The sequence below is a fragment of the Lentzea sp. HUAS12 genome, assembly GCF_024125735.1.
GTDB lineage: Bacteria > Actinomycetota > Actinomycetes > Mycobacteriales > Pseudonocardiaceae > Lentzea > Lentzea albida.
Window position 1 is genome coordinate 2,597,711 of record NZ_CP099738.1, and the last position, 15,314, is coordinate 2,613,024.

General features: G+C 71.8%; 15 protein-coding genes. 6 read left to right on the forward strand and 9 right to left on the reverse strand.

Annotation, left to right across the window (positions count from 1 at the left end; genetic code table 11):
- Positions 1 to 7: 7 nt before the first annotated feature.
- Positions 8 to 1,114, reverse strand: a complete 1,107-nt coding sequence (locus ND450_RS11455; RefSeq protein ID WP_253326122.1) for a DNA alkylation repair protein — start codon at positions 1,112 to 1,114, stop codon at positions 8 to 10.
- Positions 1,115 to 1,154: 40 nt separating this feature from the next.
- On the reverse strand, positions 1,155 to 2,183 hold the full coding sequence (locus ND450_RS11460) for an aldo/keto reductase (protein ID WP_253326123.1): 1,029 nt from the start codon (positions 2,181 to 2,183) through the stop codon (positions 1,155 to 1,157).
- 86 nt (positions 2,184 to 2,269) lie between these two features.
- Here ND450_RS11460 and ND450_RS11465 point away from each other — a divergent pair, with 86 nt between their 5' ends.
- The gene (locus ND450_RS11465) at positions 2,270 to 3,178 is read left to right on the forward strand and encodes an AraC family transcriptional regulator (protein WP_253326124.1); all 909 of its coding nucleotides are present in this window, start codon (positions 2,270 to 2,272) and stop codon (positions 3,176 to 3,178) included.
- Between the two features lie 58 nt (positions 3,179 to 3,236).
- Here the strand turns inward: ND450_RS11465 and ND450_RS11470 are convergent, their stop codons facing one another.
- Entirely contained in the window at positions 3,237 to 4,577 is a 1,341-nt protein-coding gene (locus ND450_RS11470) for a deoxyribodipyrimidine photo-lyase (RefSeq protein WP_253326125.1), read from the reverse strand.
- 63 nt (positions 4,578 to 4,640) lie between these two features.
- Here ND450_RS11470 and ND450_RS11475 point away from each other — a divergent pair, with 63 nt between their 5' ends.
- Genes ND450_RS11475 through ND450_RS11485 form a run of 3 tightly spaced genes read left to right on the forward strand, consistent with a single transcriptional unit; the run spans position 4,641 to position 7,289 of the window.
- Positions 4,641 to 5,246, forward strand: a complete 606-nt coding sequence (locus ND450_RS11475; protein ID WP_253326126.1) for a hypothetical protein — start codon at positions 4,641 to 4,643, stop codon at positions 5,244 to 5,246.
- A gap of 8 nt (positions 5,247 to 5,254) precedes the next feature.
- Positions 5,255 to 6,610: a DUF2867 domain-containing protein gene (locus tag ND450_RS11480; protein WP_253326127.1), complete on the forward strand. Its 1,356-nt coding sequence runs from the start codon at positions 5,255 to 5,257 to the stop codon at positions 6,608 to 6,610.
- A 7-nt stretch (positions 6,611 to 6,617) separates the two neighbouring features.
- Positions 6,618 to 7,289, forward strand: coding sequence for an AIM24 family protein (locus ND450_RS11485; protein ID WP_253326128.1), 672 nt, complete (start codon positions 6,618 to 6,620; stop codon positions 7,287 to 7,289).
- Positions 7,290 to 7,331: 42 nt separating this feature from the next.
- Here the strand turns inward: ND450_RS11485 and ND450_RS11490 are convergent, their stop codons facing one another.
- Positions 7,332 to 9,353 (reverse strand): glycosyl hydrolase family 65 protein, encoded by a 2,022-nt coding sequence (locus ND450_RS11490; protein ID WP_253326129.1) that lies wholly within the window; start codon positions 9,351 to 9,353, stop codon positions 7,332 to 7,334.
- Positions 9,354 to 9,570: 217 nt separating this feature from the next.
- Between ND450_RS11490 and ND450_RS11495 the strand changes: the two genes are divergently transcribed.
- Entirely contained in the window at positions 9,571 to 10,215 is a 645-nt protein-coding gene (locus ND450_RS11495; protein ID WP_253326130.1) for a dihydrofolate reductase family protein, read from the forward strand.
- A 7-nt stretch (positions 10,216 to 10,222) separates the two neighbouring features.
- Here the strand turns inward: ND450_RS11495 and ND450_RS11500 are convergent, their stop codons facing one another.
- The 3 genes from ND450_RS11500 to ND450_RS11510 form a co-directional block, all read right to left on the reverse strand.
- The gene (locus tag ND450_RS11500) at positions 10,223 to 10,723 is read right to left on the reverse strand and encodes a methylated-DNA--[protein]-cysteine S-methyltransferase (RefSeq protein ID WP_253326131.1); all 501 of its coding nucleotides are present in this window, start codon (positions 10,721 to 10,723) and stop codon (positions 10,223 to 10,225) included.
- A 101-nt stretch (positions 10,724 to 10,824) separates the two neighbouring features.
- The gene (locus ND450_RS11505) at positions 10,825 to 11,127 is read right to left on the reverse strand and encodes a hypothetical protein (RefSeq protein ID WP_143091630.1); all 303 of its coding nucleotides are present in this window, start codon (positions 11,125 to 11,127) and stop codon (positions 10,825 to 10,827) included.
- A 133-nt stretch (positions 11,128 to 11,260) separates the two neighbouring features.
- Complete coding sequence (locus ND450_RS11510) at positions 11,261 to 11,497, reverse strand: hypothetical protein (protein WP_089917997.1); 237 nt, start codon at positions 11,495 to 11,497, stop codon at positions 11,261 to 11,263.
- 614 nt (positions 11,498 to 12,111) lie between these two features.
- Here ND450_RS11510 and ND450_RS11515 point away from each other — a divergent pair.
- Positions 12,112 to 13,179: a glycosyltransferase gene (locus tag ND450_RS11515; protein WP_253326132.1), complete on the forward strand. Its 1,068-nt coding sequence runs from the start codon at positions 12,112 to 12,114 to the stop codon at positions 13,177 to 13,179.
- A gap of 28 nt (positions 13,180 to 13,207) precedes the next feature.
- Here the strand turns inward: ND450_RS11515 and ND450_RS11520 are convergent, their stop codons facing one another.
- Positions 13,208 to 14,434, reverse strand: a complete 1,227-nt coding sequence (locus tag ND450_RS11520) for a glycosyltransferase (protein ID WP_253326133.1) — start codon at positions 14,432 to 14,434, stop codon at positions 13,208 to 13,210.
- Positions 14,431 to 15,300, reverse strand: coding sequence for a DUF3152 domain-containing protein (locus tag ND450_RS11525; protein ID WP_253326134.1), 870 nt, complete (start codon positions 15,298 to 15,300; stop codon positions 14,431 to 14,433). Before ND450_RS11525 ends, ND450_RS11520 begins: the two co-directional genes overlap by 4 nt.
- Positions 15,301 to 15,314 lie beyond the last annotated feature (14 nt).

The window sequence follows — 15,314 nt, forward strand, 5'->3', positions numbered from 1 at the left end:
ACGCGCGTCAGGCGCCGTCCACCAGGACGAACTCGGCGCGTCCGGACCGCACCCCGTTGACCTGCAACTCCACGGCGTGCTCACCGGGGTGGTAGCGGCGGGTGGTGATCACCCGGAACGAGTGGTCCCGGCTCAGCTCGTAGGTCTCCCCCGGTTCGACGGTCCGGGTGGTGAGCTTGAACGTCTTGCCGGTGAGCGTGCCGTTGGCCTTGCGGTGGTGGACCACGTAGTCGATCACCAGCCGGGCGGGCTCCCGGTCGAGGTTGCGCACGGACCCGGTGAAGGACAACGCCTCCCCGATCGTCACGGTGTCGGTGGCGAGCACCGGGCCGACCACGTCGAGGCGCGCCGAGGTGAAGCCCAGCAACGCCAGCGCTCCCGGATGTCCTTGTTTCACCAGGGTTCGCAGGCCGTGGCGCACCACGCGCGCGGTGTTGCCGTCGGGTGCGGCAGTCCAGGCGGTGGCGGTCGCGACGACCAGGTCCGGGTGCCGGCGGCTGATGTCGTTGAGGTGGTTGGCGACCGACCGCCGGACGTACTCGCTGTCGTCGCGGTACAGCGCGTCGAGGATCGGCAGGGTGGCCTCGGGGGCGGCGAGGACCCCGGGCACGCGGACCGCCCAGGGCAGCAGCGGCCGCGTGCCCTCCGACGCGAGCCGGCGCACGTGCTCGTCCTCCGACCGCGTCCAGCCGAGGATCGTGCCGAGCGCCCGGTCGAGGTCGTGGTTCAGCAGGGACCGCAGCGCGAACTCTGCGCTCAGCCGCGGTGTCAGCTCCGCCAGCAGGGCGAGCGCGTCGTCGAACGCGTCGGTGCCGCCCTCGCTGATCGCCCTGGCCGCCACGGCGCTGGTGACCGGCCAGATCAGCCAGCCGGTGAACGACGGCGCCTGGTCCGCCGCGGCGCGCACGGTCGCGGCGAACGACGCGTAGTCGCCCGGCAGGTCGTCGAGCAGCGCGTCGCGCAGGAGGTCGCTGCGCTCCCTGAGTGCCAGTGGTGCCAACGCCTTCTCGGCGTCGCGGAGCCGGTTCAGGCGCACACGCGGCCGCGCGGTTCGCAAAGCGGTGACGAGGGCGCGCACGGTCTGGGCACCGATCAGTTCATCGGCGAAGGGCATGCGCGCGATGCTACCCAGTGGCCCGGCGGCACCGTCCGGGTCAGGCGGGGACGCGGCCGCCGCCCGCGAAGTCCCACACCCAGTCCGGGTAGGGAGTCCTGTCCCGGCTCACCGCGTCGAGGCTGGCGAGGTCCTCGGTGGTGAGCTCCAGTTCGGCCGCGGCCGCGCTGTCCGCGATCTGCTCCGGGCGCTTCGCCCCGACGACGACGCTGGTGACGCCCGGCCGCGACAGGACCCACGCCAGGGAGACGCGCGCTGCGCTCACCTCGTGCTCGCCGGCGATCGCGCGCACGACGTCGACGACGTCCCACGCGGTCGAGCGGTCGACGGGCGGGAAGTCCGGGTAACCCTCCGCCGAACGGCGCGCCCCCGCCTCGCTCGACCCGGTCCTGCCGTACTTGCCGGACAGGATCCCACCCGCGAGCGGCGCCCACACGAGCAGCGACACGCCCTGGTCGACGGCGAGCGGTGCGATCTCCCGTTCGACGTCCCGGCCGAGCAGCGAGTAGTAGGACTGCGAGGACACGAACCGCGCCCAGCCGTTCCGATCGGACAGTCCCAGCGCTTTCATCAGCTGCCAGGCGGCCAGGTTCGAGCACCCGACGTAGCGGACCTTGCCCTGCCGGACGACGTCGTCGAGTGCGGCGAGCGTCTCGTGGACCGGCGTCACCGGGTCGAAGCTGTGCAGCTGGTAGAGGTCGACGTGATCGGTGCCGAGGCGGCGCAGGCTGTCCTCCAGCGCGCGGACGAGGTGCAGCCGGGAGGCGCCGACGCGGTTCGGGCCCTCCCCCACGCGCGCGCTGAACTTGGTCGCGAGCACGACGTCGTCGCGGCGGCCCTTCAGCGCCCGGCCGAGCAGGACCTCGGACTCGCCGCCGGAGTAGACGTCCGCGGTGTCCACAAGGGTGATGCCGTCGTCGAGAGCGCGGCCCACGACTGCGTCCGCGGCGGCCTGGTCGAGACCTCCGAGAGCATCGCCGAGGGCGGTGCCCGCCCCGCCGAAGGTCATCGTGCCGAGGCTGACGGTGGAGACGTGGACGCCGGTGCTGCCGAGCATGCGGTATTTCATGAACACCACGCTAAGCCGCCTCTGCTGGCATATCTGTATCAGAAGCGCCGCCATTTGTGCTTGATGCTCTGAGCTACGCTCGGCTGGTGGATCCCCTCTCCGACGTCCTGTCGATGGTCACCGTCGAGGCGGCGGTCACCTCCCGCCTGGACGCGTCGGGCCGGTGGGGGCTGCGGTTCTCCGGCAGCGCGCACGCCAAGTTCGGCGTGGTGCACCGCGGCGAGTGCTGGATCGCCACTGCGGCTTCGGAACCGGAACGCCTGACGGCGGGCGACTGCTACCTGCTTCTCGCGGGCGGCCCGTACACCATGGCGAGCGCACCCGACCTGGCCGCGCACGAGTTCGCCGCGGCGGACGTCAGGTTCGCCGCCGACGCCGTGGACGGGAACCTCCGCCTCGGCGACGGCGAGCCGGAGACCGTCGTCACCGGTGGCCGGTTCGTCCTCGACCCCGACCACGCGGCCCTGCTCCTCGACCTCCTGCCGCCCTTGCTGGCGATCCCGTCCGCGGACGTCCCGTCGCCCGCGCTGCTGGCCGCGATGGACCTGCTGGTCGCCGAGACGGCAGACCCGAGGCTGCCGGGCGCCGACCTCGTGCGGAACCACCTGGCGCACATCGTCCTCGTGCAGGCGTTCCGGTCCTGTGTGGACTCCGCGGACCGTCCCGCCGGGTGGCTCGCCGCGCTGGGCGACCCCCAGCTCGCGCCGGCGTTGCGGGCGATCCACGCCGAACCAGGCCACCCGTGGACGGTTCCCGAGCTCGCGCACCGGGTCCACCTGGCACGGTCGACCTTCGCCGCCCGCTTCCGCGACGTGGTGGGCGTTCCCCCGCTGGAGTACCTGCTGCGCCTGCGCATGCGGCACGCCGTGCGGTGGTTGCGCGACGACGTGTCGGTGACGGAGGTCGGGCAGCGTCTCGGGTACGCCTCGCACAGCTCGTTCTCGCACGCGTTCACCCGCGTGGTGGGCGTGCCACCGGGCCGGTTCCGGCCGTGAACCCGGTCGGGCCGTCCCGGCCCCGGGATCACCTGACCGGCGCCGTACGGCGAGAGCTTCACCGCTTGCGGCGGGCCGCCGAGAACCTGTCCGCCGCCTCGCCGAGGTCCACGATCGGCGGCGGGTAGTCGAGCGCGGCCCGTTCGTCCTCGGGCAGCTTCCACGGTTCGTGGACGTACCGGGGGTCCACTTCGGCCAGTTCGGGCAGGTAGCGCTTGACGTACCGGCCTTCCGCGTCGTAGCGGCCCGCTTGGGCGATCGGGTTGTGCACGCGGTTCGGCCGCGTGTCGGTACCCGTGCCGGCGACCCACTGCCAGTTCATCTGGTTGTTCGCGAGGTCGCAGTCCACCAGCAGGTCGACGAAGTGCTGCGCGCCGCGCCGCCAGTCGAGGTACAGGGTCTTGCACAGGAAGCTCGCCGCGACCAGGCGGGCCCGGTTGTGCATCCAGCCCTCCTGGGCGAGCTGGCGCATCGCCGCGTCCACGAACGGGTAGCCGGTGCGGCCGTCCCGCCAGGCCGCGAAGTCGCGCTCCGAGCGGCGCCAGCGGTCGTGGCGGGTGCGGTAGTCCTCGGTGGAGGATCGGGGACGGGCGGCGAGCACCTGGTGGTGGAAGTCGCGCCAGGCCAGCTGGCGGGTGTAGGCGCGGGCGCCCTCGGAGGCCGTGCCGACGCGGTCGAGCAGCTCGGTCACCGACACCGTGCCGAAGTGCAGGTGCGGGGACAGGTGGGAGGTGGCGTCCTCGGCCAGTGCGTCGTGCACGTCGGCGTAGTCGTCCACACCGGACCGCGCCCACCTCGTCATCAGCTCGCGGCCGACGGTCTCCCCACCGGCGGCCAGGTCCGGTGACGGGGTGCCGTGGCGCAGGTCGGGCAGGTCGCCGCCGAGGTCCGGGACGGTCACCCGCCGCGGTGCGCGCAGGACTCCCCGGCGGGGCACGGTCTCCCACTTGCGGAAGTACGGCGTGAACACCGCGAAGTGGTCGCCGCCGCCGGACGGGGTGAGGGAGAGCGGCGGAACGGCGTTGATCGACGCGTCGTGCACGTGCAGGTCCACGTCCAGTGCCTGGAGGGCTTCCTCGCGGCGGCGGGCGTACCGGCTGACGTCGGCGGCGACGTGGACCTCGGTGACGTCGTGCGCGCGGACGAGCCTGGCGACCTCCTCGACGACCTTGCCCCGGCGCACGACGAGCCTGCCGCCGCGCTCCCGCAGCGACGCGTCGAGGTCGGCCAGGCTCTGGGTGAGGAACGCGGCCCGGTTGGCGTTGAAGAACGAGGACGAGACGATCGCGTCGTCGACCACGAACAGGGGGATGCACCGCTCGGCGGCCGCCGCGGCGTGCAGCACCGGGTTGTCGTGGACCCGCAGGTCACGGGTGAAGAGCGCGATCGACGTGGTCATCGGTGAGCTTTACCCGTTGCCGCGTCTCGTCAACCCCGTCGTCCCCCGTTCGTGGAAGGACGGTTGCGAGTACCCGAAACCGGGCACATCATGCGCGTGACGACCGACCACGACGACTTGCTCCCCGCGCAGCTCGGCCGCGAGGCGCAGGAGTTACTCGATCCCCACCACCACCGCGCGAGCGTCCACCTCGGTGACCGGCTCGTCGTCGACCCCGGCCAGGTGCTCGCGAACGTCGCCATGGCGATGGAGCGCCTCGACCTCGACATCGGCACACCGGTCAGCATCGAGGAGGACGTCGCGACCCTCGAAGAGCTGGTCGCGGTGGTCGACCACTTCGACCGGGGGCCGGAGCTGATCGCGCACACGCTCAACACGGCGGCGCGCGTCATGAACGCCCGCTACCCCGCCGAGCTCGTCCACCACCCGCTGCCGCCCGACTGCGACCTGCGGCGGCTGTTCCACGCGGACGTCGACGACCGCAGCCAGGACGTCGCGCGGGCGGTGTTCAACCACAGGCTGGCGCAGGAGGCGGACGTGCGGGAGTCGGAGGTCGCGATCGACCTCGACGGACTCTCGTCGCAGCAGCGGATCGAGGTGTTCATGGCGGTGTTCTTCCTGTACGGCACGAAGATCGGTGCCCTCCAGAACCGGACGGGCATCAGGTGAGGTGCCTGGTGCTGGGCGCGACCGGCTACCTGGGGTCGCAGCTCGTGCCGGAGCTCCTCGCCCGCGACCACGAGGTCTCGGTCCTCGTCCGCGACCGCACGCAGGCGACGCGCTTCCCCACCCGGGTCATGGTGCACGTCGGCGACGCCACGGATCCGCACGAGGTGCGGCAGGCGGTGGCGGACAAGGACGTCGTGTACTTCCTCGTGCACTCGCTGGACCGGCCGGACTTCGCCGAGGTCGACCGCGAGGCCGCCGCCGTGCTGGCCACCGCGGCGGCCGGGGCGGGCGTGCGGCAGGTCGTCTACGTCGGCGGACCCCGTCCCGACTCCCCCAGCCTGTCCGCGCACCTCGGCTCACGGGCCGAGGTCGGTGACGTCCTGGCCGCCGGAGCGGTGCCCGCGCTCGTGCTGCAGGCGTCGATGATCATCGGCGCCGGTTCGGCGAGCTTCGAGCTGTTGCGCTCGTCGGCGCGGCTCACGCCGTGGGTGCCGGTGCCGTCGTGGATGCGCAACACGAGCCGTCCGGTCGCGGCCGCCGACGTCGTGCACTTCCTCGTGGCCGCCGCAGACCTCGCGGAACCGGTCGACGGCGTGTTCGACGTGCCCGGCCCGGAACGGCTGTCCTATCTGGACCTGCTGCAGCGGTGCGCGCGGGTGCTGCGGCTGCCGGTCAGGATGCCGGTGCCCGCGCCGCTGTGGTCCCACAAGCTCGCCGCGCAGATCGCCGGCCTGGTGACACCGGTCCCGGCGACGGTGGCGGAACCGCTCTTCGCCTCGCTCGACCACGACCTCACGGCGGACGGCCCGCTCGTCACCGACGTGCTGCCGGCCCCGCCCGGCGGCACGACGAGCGTCGACAACGCCATCCGCGCCGCCACCGCCCCGCAGGCCGAGGCGGGCGACGGCGAGGTGTTCACCGAGGAGCGGACCGTGCTGACCGACGCCTCCCCCGGCGACGTCTGGCACGCGGTCACCGCGCTGGGCGGCGAGAACGGCTGGCACACCGTCCCTCTCGTGTGGACGGTCCGGGGCGCGGTCGACCACCTGCTCGGCGGCATCGGCCTCTTCCGCGGCAGGGCGCCCGACGTCGGGGAGGGCGACGTGGTCGACTTCTGGACCGTCGTGCACCGCGACGACGACGCGAAGCGCCTGGTGCTGCGGGCGGACATGAAGATGCCCGGCCACACGCTGCTCGACATGCGCGTCGACCGCCACGGCGACCGCACCCGCTACCGGCAGAAGGTCACGTTCACCGCCGACGGCCTGCTTGGGCAGCTGTACTGGGTCGTGCAGAAACCCCTGCACGACGTCGTGTTCGCCACGATGGCGCGCGGGATCGTCCGGACGGCGGCTGAGGCATGATCTGCGCATGCGCAGCTCACTGTTCAACAACCAGGAACGTGCCGTCGAGCCCGGCAGCTTCCAGCTGCAGAACGAACGCATGCTCAAGGTGGACCTCACCGGCAGCGGCGGGTTCTTCTTCGCGAAGCAGGGCTCGATGGTCGCCTACCAGGGCGACGTCGACTTCGCCTACGAGGGCGCCGGCGGCATCGGCAAGCTGTTCAAGAAGGCCTTCACCGGCGAGGGCATGTCGCTGATGAAGGTGTCGGGCAGCGGTGACGTGTTCCTCGCCCAGGACGCCGACGAGATCTTCGTGCTGCACCTGGAGAACGAGAGCGTCACCGTCAACGGCAAGAACGTGCTCGCGTTCGACAGCACACTCAAGTGGGACATCAACCGCACCGAGGGCGCGTCGATGCTCAGCGGCGGCCTGTTCAACACCACGTTCACCGGTACCGGCGCGCTGGCCGTCACCGCCTACGGCACGCCGGTCGTGCTGAACGTGGACGTGCCGACGTACGTCGACATGCAGTCCGCCGTGCTGTGGTCGACCTCGCTGCAGTCCTCGATCCGCAAGACGGCCAAGCTCGGCGCCGTCATCGGGCGCGGCTCCGGTGAGGCCTACCAGCTCGCCTTGCAGGGCAACGGCATCGTCGTCGTGCAGGCTTCGGAGGGCCATCCGATCCCGACCGCGCAGTAGTGCGTGCCCCGGCTCGGGTCCGCCCGAGCCGGGGAAGCCGCGTCACGGTCCGCGGTACTCGAGCCAGTCGAGGTTGATCGCACCGGAGTCCCCGCTGCCGCAGGACAGCGTCACCACCGGGTCGCGCCCGCTCACCGGCACGTCGTCGAAGGTCACCGTGCCCCAGGCGTCCCAGCTGTCGGAGACCTTCGGGAAGCTCACCTGCCGCACGGCACGTCCGTCCACCGACAACGTCATGGTGCGCGCATCGCCGTGGGCGTTCGCGTACCTCAACGTGATCGCTCCCGAACCCGCTGCCGTCGTCGAGCGGTGCAGCGTGAACGACGACGCGGCGCCCTGCGCCCAGAGCCCGTCGAGGAACGCCCTGCCGGAGTAGCCGGTGTGGTTGACGTTCGTCTTGACGCCACCGGTGTTGCGCGCGTCCTCGGCCTCCAGGCGACCGGGCGCGGGGCAGCCGGAGACCGTGCCCGCGGTGTCGGCGCACCGGTCCTGCGCGTCGGCCACGCCGTCGCCGTCGCGGTCGCCGGCGGCCGCTCCCGTCAGCGTGATCTCGACTGTGTGCGCGCCCCGCAGCGTGGCGGGGACCTCGGCGCGTGCCGGCCTGCCGTCGATCCTGACGGAGCTGATCGTCGTACCGGCCCCGCGCAGCCTGATCGTCAGGTCGGCGTCGCGGTAGCGCAGGTTCCGCAGGGTCACCTCACCCCAGCCCGCGGGCAGGGTCGGCGCGAACGACAGCCCCGCCTCGGTGTGCCGCAGCCCGAACAGTCCTGTGTGGACCATGTCGAGGAACGCCGTGGCAGACCAGGTCTGGTCGGGCTCGGAACCCCAGTGGAACTTCACCGTGTCGCCGAGTCGCTGGTAGCCGCCGTCCACCACACCCGTGGTGCCGTTGTAGATCTCCCAGAACCCGCTGTTGTTGTTCGCGAGCTTCGCCAGCCGAGCCGTCTCCGCCGCGAATTTGCTCGGATCTCCCGCTTTGGCCGCGGCCTTGGCCCACAGCCCCTGCACGAGCGGCCAGACGATCGCGTTGTGGCGGCCGGGCTGCCCCTCGGAGTAGCGGTCCCAGTGCGGGTAGGTGTCGGGCATGCCCCACGTCATCGAGCGCGCGTTCGCGAGGATCGACCGCGCCTGGGCCGCGCTCGCGACGTCGAAGAGGATCGCGAACGCGAGGCCGGTGCCCTCCTGGTGGGCACCGCGCGTGCCGTCGGCGAGCAGCTGGTAGTCGTACAAGCCCGTCGCCGGGTTCCAGAAGTGCCGGTTGATCGCGGCCCTCAGCGCGGCGGCCTTCGCGCGGTGGCGGGTGGCGTCCTGCGGCCTGCCCAGCCGTTCGGCCATGTTCGCCGCGCTGAGGTAGGCGGCGTAGTAGACCTCGTTGGTGCTCAGGTACATCCCGCTCGCGACGCCCGGCCACGGCATGCTGCCCGTGCTGACCGACTCGGTCGCGTCGGCGGGCGGCGCGGGGTAGCCGGCGATGCCGTCGTTGAAGAACGACGCGCCGGTGAACAGCCCGTAGGTGGCGTTGAACCCGGCCGTGGTGGCGTTCTCGCGGATCGTCAGGGTGGTCGCGGCGGTGCGGTACGCGTTGCCGAGGAACTCCTGGTCACCGGTGACGAGGTAGTGGTGCCACGCGGCCGTGAGCCACACGACCTGGTCCCACTGCTGGTCGTCCTGCTGCACCCGCAACGCGCCCGCCGGGTCCTTGTCGACGACGGCCCACAGGGTGTTCTCCGCGAGCGCCGGGGACAGCAGGCTGGTCGCGTTCCAGCTGTTGATCGACGCGTCGCGCGTCCACGGCTGCTGGTAGCCGCCGCCCGCGCGGACGAAGCCGACGGACGGGTCCTGCAGGCCGCTCCTGTTGTGGCGCGGGTCGTAGCCCATCGTGTTGATCCGCAGCAGGTTGTCCAGCGCGGCCGTGTAGGCGGAGCCGTACAGCGCCTGGCTCAGCGGGCTCGCGAACTCCAGTGACGGGGTGGTGGCCGCGTGCGCCGGTGGGACACCGGTGAGCAGGCCGAACGCCGTCGTCAGGGCCAGCAGGACATGTCCGATCCGCCGCCGGGGACTCATCCCTCGCACCTTTCCCGGCACCGGGATCCGACCGGAGCCGAACCGGCAGTGCATCATGAAAGCGCTCCCACAGTCCCGGATCGGCGATGATCCTGTCCGCTTCTGTCAGCACTCGCGATCAGGTCGTCGCAACGGCATGATCCTTCCGGTCCAGGACCGATGAGTTCGCGCGAACACCGCGGTCTGCACCGTCGACCAGGAACGGAAAGGACACCCGATGACCCAGCTGGTGAAGGTCCAGAACTTCGTCGTGTCGCGAGACGGCTTCGGCGCCGGCGAGGACCAGACCCTCGACAGGCCGTTCGGCCACGCCGACCCCGGCACCATGTTCGCGTGGGCGGGCGCGACGGCGAGCTGGCCGAACCGCACCGACCCCGGTGGCACCCGCGGCCTCGACGACTACCTGACCCGCGACTTCGCGAACAACATCGGCGCGGAGATCATGGGCGCGCACAAGTTCAGCCCGCACCGCGGCCCGTGGGAGAGCCACGACTGGCGGGGCTGGTGGGGCGACGAGCCGCCGTTCCACACCCCGGTCTTCGTCCTGACCCACCACGAACGCCCGTCGTTCACGCTCTCCGACACGACCTTCCACTTCGTGAACGCCGGCCCGGCCGAGGTGCTGGAGCGCGCGAAGGAGGCCGCGTCGGGCAAGGACGTCCGGATCGGTGGCGGTGCCACCACGATCCGGTCGTTCCTCGACGCCGACCTGATCGACACGCTGCACGTCGCGGTGTCACCGGTCGAGCTCGGCCACGGCGTGCCGCTGTGGAAGTCGCCCGACGAGCTGCGCGACCGGTTCCACCTCGACGTCGTGCCCAGCTCCAGCGGCGTGGTCCACCACCTGTTCTGGCGGAGGTGACGCCGGGTCAGAACAGGCGGCCGTCCAGCTCGGCCGGCGGTTGTTCGAGCTCGAGGAGGTACCGCTTGCGCTCCAGGCCGCCCGCGTAGCCGGTGAGGCCGCCGCGCGACCCGACCACGCGGTGGCACGGCACGATGATGCTGATCGGGTTCCACCCGTTGGCGTTGCCCACGGCCTGGGCCGCCCTCGGGTCGCCGAGCTCGGCGGCCAGTTGCCCGTACGTCCGGGTCTCGCCGTAGGGGATCTTCGCCAGCAGCGCCCACACGCTCAGCTCGAAGGCCGACCCGCGGGGCGCCAGGGGGAGGTCGAAGGTGCGTCGCCCGCCGTCGAAGTACTCGCCGAGCTGGCGGCGCGCCTCCTCGAACCCCGTGCTCGTGCGGGGACCGAGGTCGGTCAGGCGCGGGGTCCGCAGGTGGCCCTCGAAGTAGAGGCCCAGCAGCGCGTCGCCCTCCCCGGCCAGGGTCAGCTGCCCGACCGGTGAGTCGACGACGGTGTGGTGGACGCGCATCCTGGGCTCTCCGGGGAAGTTCCTGTGCGCCCGCGACGATATCCGACGCAGAGAAGCGCCCGGCTGAACACAGCCGGACGCTTCTCTGGTGGGGACCCGGGTCAGCGGTCCGAGTCGTCCTCGTGGGAGTGCTCGGCCTCGATGTCGGGGTTAACGCACGGTCCGCCGTCGTTGTTGGAGAAGAGCGGCACCGCGATGACGTTCACGTCGACGTGGCAGACGTTGATGTCGCTGAGGAGCTCGGAGTCCTCCATGTTGACCAGGCCGACCTGGTGGTCGTGGTCGTACTTCGACGCCATGTCCATCATGTCGTCCATCGCGTCACCCTGCGTCGCGAACGCGGGCGAGCCCATCATCAGGAAACCCGCGCCAACGGCAGCCGCGGCAAAAGCCTTCTTCAGCATGACGATTCTCCTCACGAACCAGTCGTTTGTGTTCTGCACCTGCGACGGGAGGAACGGAGCCGGCACCCCTGCCCGGAAACCCCGTTCCTCCGCTCTGCGGACGGCGCACCACCGCGGTGGGCGCCGTCTCACGTCACTTGTCGTCGGGGTTGGCGCAGAGGCCGCTGTCGTTGTCCGACAGCACCGGCACCGCGATGACGTTGACGTCGATGAAGCAGGCGTTCAGGTCGCTGGCGACCTCGGAGTCGTTCAGGTCGGCAACGCCCACCTGGTCCGTGATGTCGAGCTCAGGGGCATCGGCCAGAGCGGTGGAACCAATACCGAGGAAAGCGCCCGCGATAGCGACGGCCGCCCCTGCCTTCTTCAGCACAAAAATCTCCTAGTTCGATTTTTTCGAGAACGGATCGCGGTGGTCCTTCACACCAACCGCAAGTCCGGGAGGACCGTATCCAAGCGGTTCGTCCGGACCAAATCGGAATCCGCCCGAAAGTACGGTTCACACCGCGATCACCACACTTTCGGGTGATGCCTGGTTCCGGAGGTTTAAGAATCATCGGTCTCATGATCAGCCACAATCCGGATATTCCAGGCCAGCGTCTTGCTTTGGGGTGAACAATCCGGCGCGGGAGCCGTCCGCGGTCCCTGGTCTCCGTCGATGTCGTTCGGAACCACACGGCGAAGCGGTCACCTCCTCGTTCCGCCCGCAGTCGGCGACCGACCACCGGATCGCCCGTGACCAGCGGTTTCACCAGAAGCGCCCTGGTTCAGCCCGGACGAACGGCCCTTTCCACCTCCTGGCGGGGCGCCACGAACAGCGCTCAGGCCCGGCCGACACGCCGGTGCGGCCGTGGCCGCGAAGCCCGGACGTCCGCGTTTGTCGGCGGCGTCGAAAACCAATACGGTCGCCTTGCTCACCCACCGGAACCGAACGAGTTGAGCCGGCAGCTCGGAATCGCACCAGAGACCGAGGATGTACCGGGGCGAATGCGAATCGCGATGGTGTCCGCGCAGGCCAGTCCGCTCGTGGAAAGCACGGCACAGGGCGCCCACGTGGCGGAACTGTGCGCCGGGCTCAGCGCTTCGAGGTACGAGGTCGTGGTCTACACGCGGCGCGACGATCCGGAGTCGCCCGACGAGGTCAGGACCGCCGAGGGCTACGACGTCGTGCACGTTCCCGCGGGGCCCGCTCACGAGCTCTCCGAGAAGGCGCTCGTCGAGCACCTCGCGGACTTCGCCACGTTCCTGGCCGAGCGGTGGCGGCTGCGGCCGCCGGACGTGGTGCACGCGCACCACTGGACGTCCGGGCTCGTCTCCCTGATCGGCGGCCACCGCCTGCGGGTCCCGGTGGTGCACTGCTGCCACGGGGCCGGGGAGGCCCACGTCGAGCAGCGCTCCGACGCCGAGACGCTCATCGCGCGCAGGGCGGCGTGGATCACCGCCACGAACACGGAGGAGGCGACCCGGCTGTGGCAGTCGGGTGTGCGCCGCACCCAGGTGTCGGTCCTGCCGAGCGGCGTCGACTCCGCGCTGTTCACCCCGGAAGGTCCTGCCGACGTCCACGACGGACGGGTGCGCGTCGTCGTGGCCGGGGAGCTGGATCCCGCCGAGGGCTCCGCGGCGATCGGCGCCGTGCTGTCCACGATGGACCACGTCGAACTGGTCGACGCCGCCACCGTGCCGCGCAGGGACAGGCCGGCGGTGCTGCGGTCGGCCGACGTCGCGGTGTGCGCGCCGGCGACCGAGGCGTACGGCACCGCGGCGCTCGAGGCGATGGCCTGCGGCGTACCGGTCGTGGCCACCGCGGTCGGCGCCTTGAACGACGTCGTGCTGCCGGACGTGACCGGCCTGCTCCTCCCCCCGCACGACGGGCTGCGGCTCGCGCGGTCGCTGAAGTCGTTGCTCGCCGACGAGACCCTCGGGGAGCAGTTCAGCATCGCCGGGCGCGACCGCGTCCTGAGCCGGTACTCACGGCGCCGGCTCGCGAGGGAGGCGCTGGCCGTCTACGAGCGGGTGGCCACCCCGCGCCGGGGTCGGGCCGGCCGGGTGTGCTGACCGGCACCGCAGGACCAGACCCGGTCGTTCACCCCGTGGGTTCGTCACGTCCGAGAACGCGCCGCAGCCGGGCGTAGACCTGGGAGGGCCCGCGCTGCTCCGTGATCATCTCGGGACCGATCGCCTGCTCGTAGGCCCGGAGCACGTCCTGCGCGACGCGGTCCCACGTGTAGCGGATGCTCACGCGGTCGTGGCCCGCGGCCCCGAGCTCCTGGCGGCGGACCTCGTCGCCCAGCAGCGCCCGCAGCGCCCGCGCCAGCTGCGCGGGGTTGTGGGGCGGCACGAGCAGGCCGGTCACCTGGTGCACGACCGAGTCGGCCAGGCCGCCGACCGCCGACGCCACCACCGGCACACCGCACGCCATCGCCTCCAGCGCGACGACTCCGAACGACGCGTGCCGTTGCGGGCACACGACGACGTCCGCGGACCGGATCTGCGCGGGCATCTCCGAGTGCGGTATCCGGCCGATGAACGCGATCCGGTCGGCGACCGCGTGCCGGTCCGCCAGGGCGCAGAGGCGCCTGTACTCCGCGTTGCCCGCGAGGAAGCGCCGTTCGGGACCGCCCGCGACCACCAGTTCGGTGGCGCTCACCGCGGTCAGCGCCACGACCAGGTCGTCGACACCGTCGTGCGGCGCCAGGCCGGTGGCCACGAGGACGCGCAGCCTGCTGGTGCGCGCGGCGGCCGGGCCGGTCGGCGTGAACGAGGCCGTGTCGACGCCCCAGGGCACGGTGGAGATCCGGGAACGGCGCACCCCGAGCCGGGCGAGCTCGTCCACTTCGCGGCCGGACGTCGCGACCACTCCCGCCGCGCCGCGGCCGACCAGCCGTTCCACGTCGAGCGAGTCGCCGCCCGCCAGCCCGTGGAAGCTCTGCACGATCGGGATCGAGGTGCGGCGCGCGCTGAGCACGGCGCACAGGCCGGACGTCCAGTGGTGGGCGTGCACGACGTCCGGGACGTCGTCGGCCCACCGGTCGTTCAGGTACCGCGCGAACTCCCCGATGTGCGGCACGACCTCGTCCTGGCGCAGCTGCCGCGCCGGTCCGGCCGGGACGTGCACGAGCTCCAGGCCCTCGGCGACCCGCACGCGGTCCGGCAGGCGTTCGTCCGCCCGGCGCGTGTAGATCGTCACCTCGTGCCCCAGCCGGTGCAGCTCCCGCGAGAGCGCGGCGACGTGGCCGCGCCGGCCGGGGGCGTCCGGGTCGTGCAGTGCGGTCGAGGGGTTGTCCCGCACCGAGATCATCGCGATCCTCACCGCGCCACCCCCTGGTTCGGCCACGGGTTGGGGGTGCACGTCCTGCCGTCACGCGGGACCGCCGGGCCCTGCGGCACCTCGGCCGTGACGTCGGCCAGCCCGTCGTTGGAGACGGAGAACGTCTGCTGCATCATCACGGGCGCCGGAGCGCCGTCGGCGGGGCAGAACTCGTGGCCGTGCCCCAGGAAGTGGCCGACCTCGTGGTTGACGACGTACCTGCGGTACCCCTCCAGGTCGCCGCCGAACGATTCGGCGCCCCGGAACCACCGCGGCGCGCTCACGTACACGACGCCCTCGCGGTAGCAGGAGGTGTCGTAGGGCAGGTCGAACCCGCAGATCGCCCGCGCGGTCTCGGTCGCGGTGAGCCGGATCCGCACGTCCGGTTCCGCCACGTCCACCCGCCGGAAGGAGACGTCCCCGGACGCCGTCCAGCCGCGCGGGTCCGCGAGGGCCGAGTCCACGGTCTGCGCGAACGCCTGGTGAGCGGCCGGGAGAACGGCTCCCTGCTCCACCTCGACCGAGTAGGTGCGCACCTCGCCCGTGCCGACCTGCGGCGTCGTCCCGGCGACGGTCCGCCACCACCCCTCGCCCTGCGCGCGCACGGGGACACCGGGCGGCAGCTCAGGTCCAGGACGGCGAGGCACGTCCTTCACGACCGCGGCCGGTGGCGGGGAGGACGACGAGGACGGCGGTGTCGTCGTCGTGGTCGTCGTGGGAACGGCCCTCACGGAGATGCTGGCCGCCGCGACCGGCGAGTGCGCCTCGTGGGGTGGTGGCCCGGCCTGCTGCGGACTCTTGAGCAGACCGATCGTCACACCCGCGAGAGCCGCGGCGAGCACGTACAGGACGATCCTTCCGGCAGTCATGGCGAACTCCCCCG

Excerpts from the sequence above, each read along its gene's own strand:
- ND450_RS11455 (WP_253326122.1), bottom strand. The coding sequence starts at position 1,114 with ATGCCCTTCGCCGATGAACTGATCGGTGCCCAGACCGTGCGCGCCCTC.
- ND450_RS11460 (WP_253326123.1), bottom strand. The coding sequence starts at position 2,183 with ATGAAATACCGCATGCTCGGCAGCACCGGCGTCCACGTCTCCACCGTC.
- ND450_RS11470 (WP_253326125.1), bottom strand. The coding sequence starts at position 4,577 with ATGACCACGTCGATCGCGCTCTTCACCCGTGACCTGCGGGTCCACGAC.
- ND450_RS11485 (WP_253326128.1), top strand. The coding sequence starts at position 6,618 with ATGCGCAGCTCACTGTTCAACAACCAGGAACGTGCCGTCGAGCCCGGC.
- ND450_RS11490 (WP_253326129.1), bottom strand. The coding sequence starts at position 9,353 with ATGAGTCCCCGGCGGCGGATCGGACATGTCCTGCTGGCCCTGACGACG.
- ND450_RS11495 (WP_253326130.1), top strand. The coding sequence starts at position 9,571 with ATGACCCAGCTGGTGAAGGTCCAGAACTTCGTCGTGTCGCGAGACGGC.
- ND450_RS11500 (WP_253326131.1), bottom strand. The coding sequence starts at position 10,723 with ATGCGCGTCCACCACACCGTCGTCGACTCACCGGTCGGGCAGCTGACC.
- ND450_RS11505 (WP_143091630.1), bottom strand. The coding sequence starts at position 11,127 with ATGCTGAAGAAGGCTTTTGCCGCGGCTGCCGTTGGCGCGGGTTTCCTG.
- ND450_RS11515 (WP_253326132.1), top strand. The coding sequence starts at position 12,112 with ATGCGAATCGCGATGGTGTCCGCGCAGGCCAGTCCGCTCGTGGAAAGC.
- ND450_RS11525 (WP_253326134.1), bottom strand. The coding sequence starts at position 15,300 with ATGACTGCCGGAAGGATCGTCCTGTACGTGCTCGCCGCGGCTCTCGCG.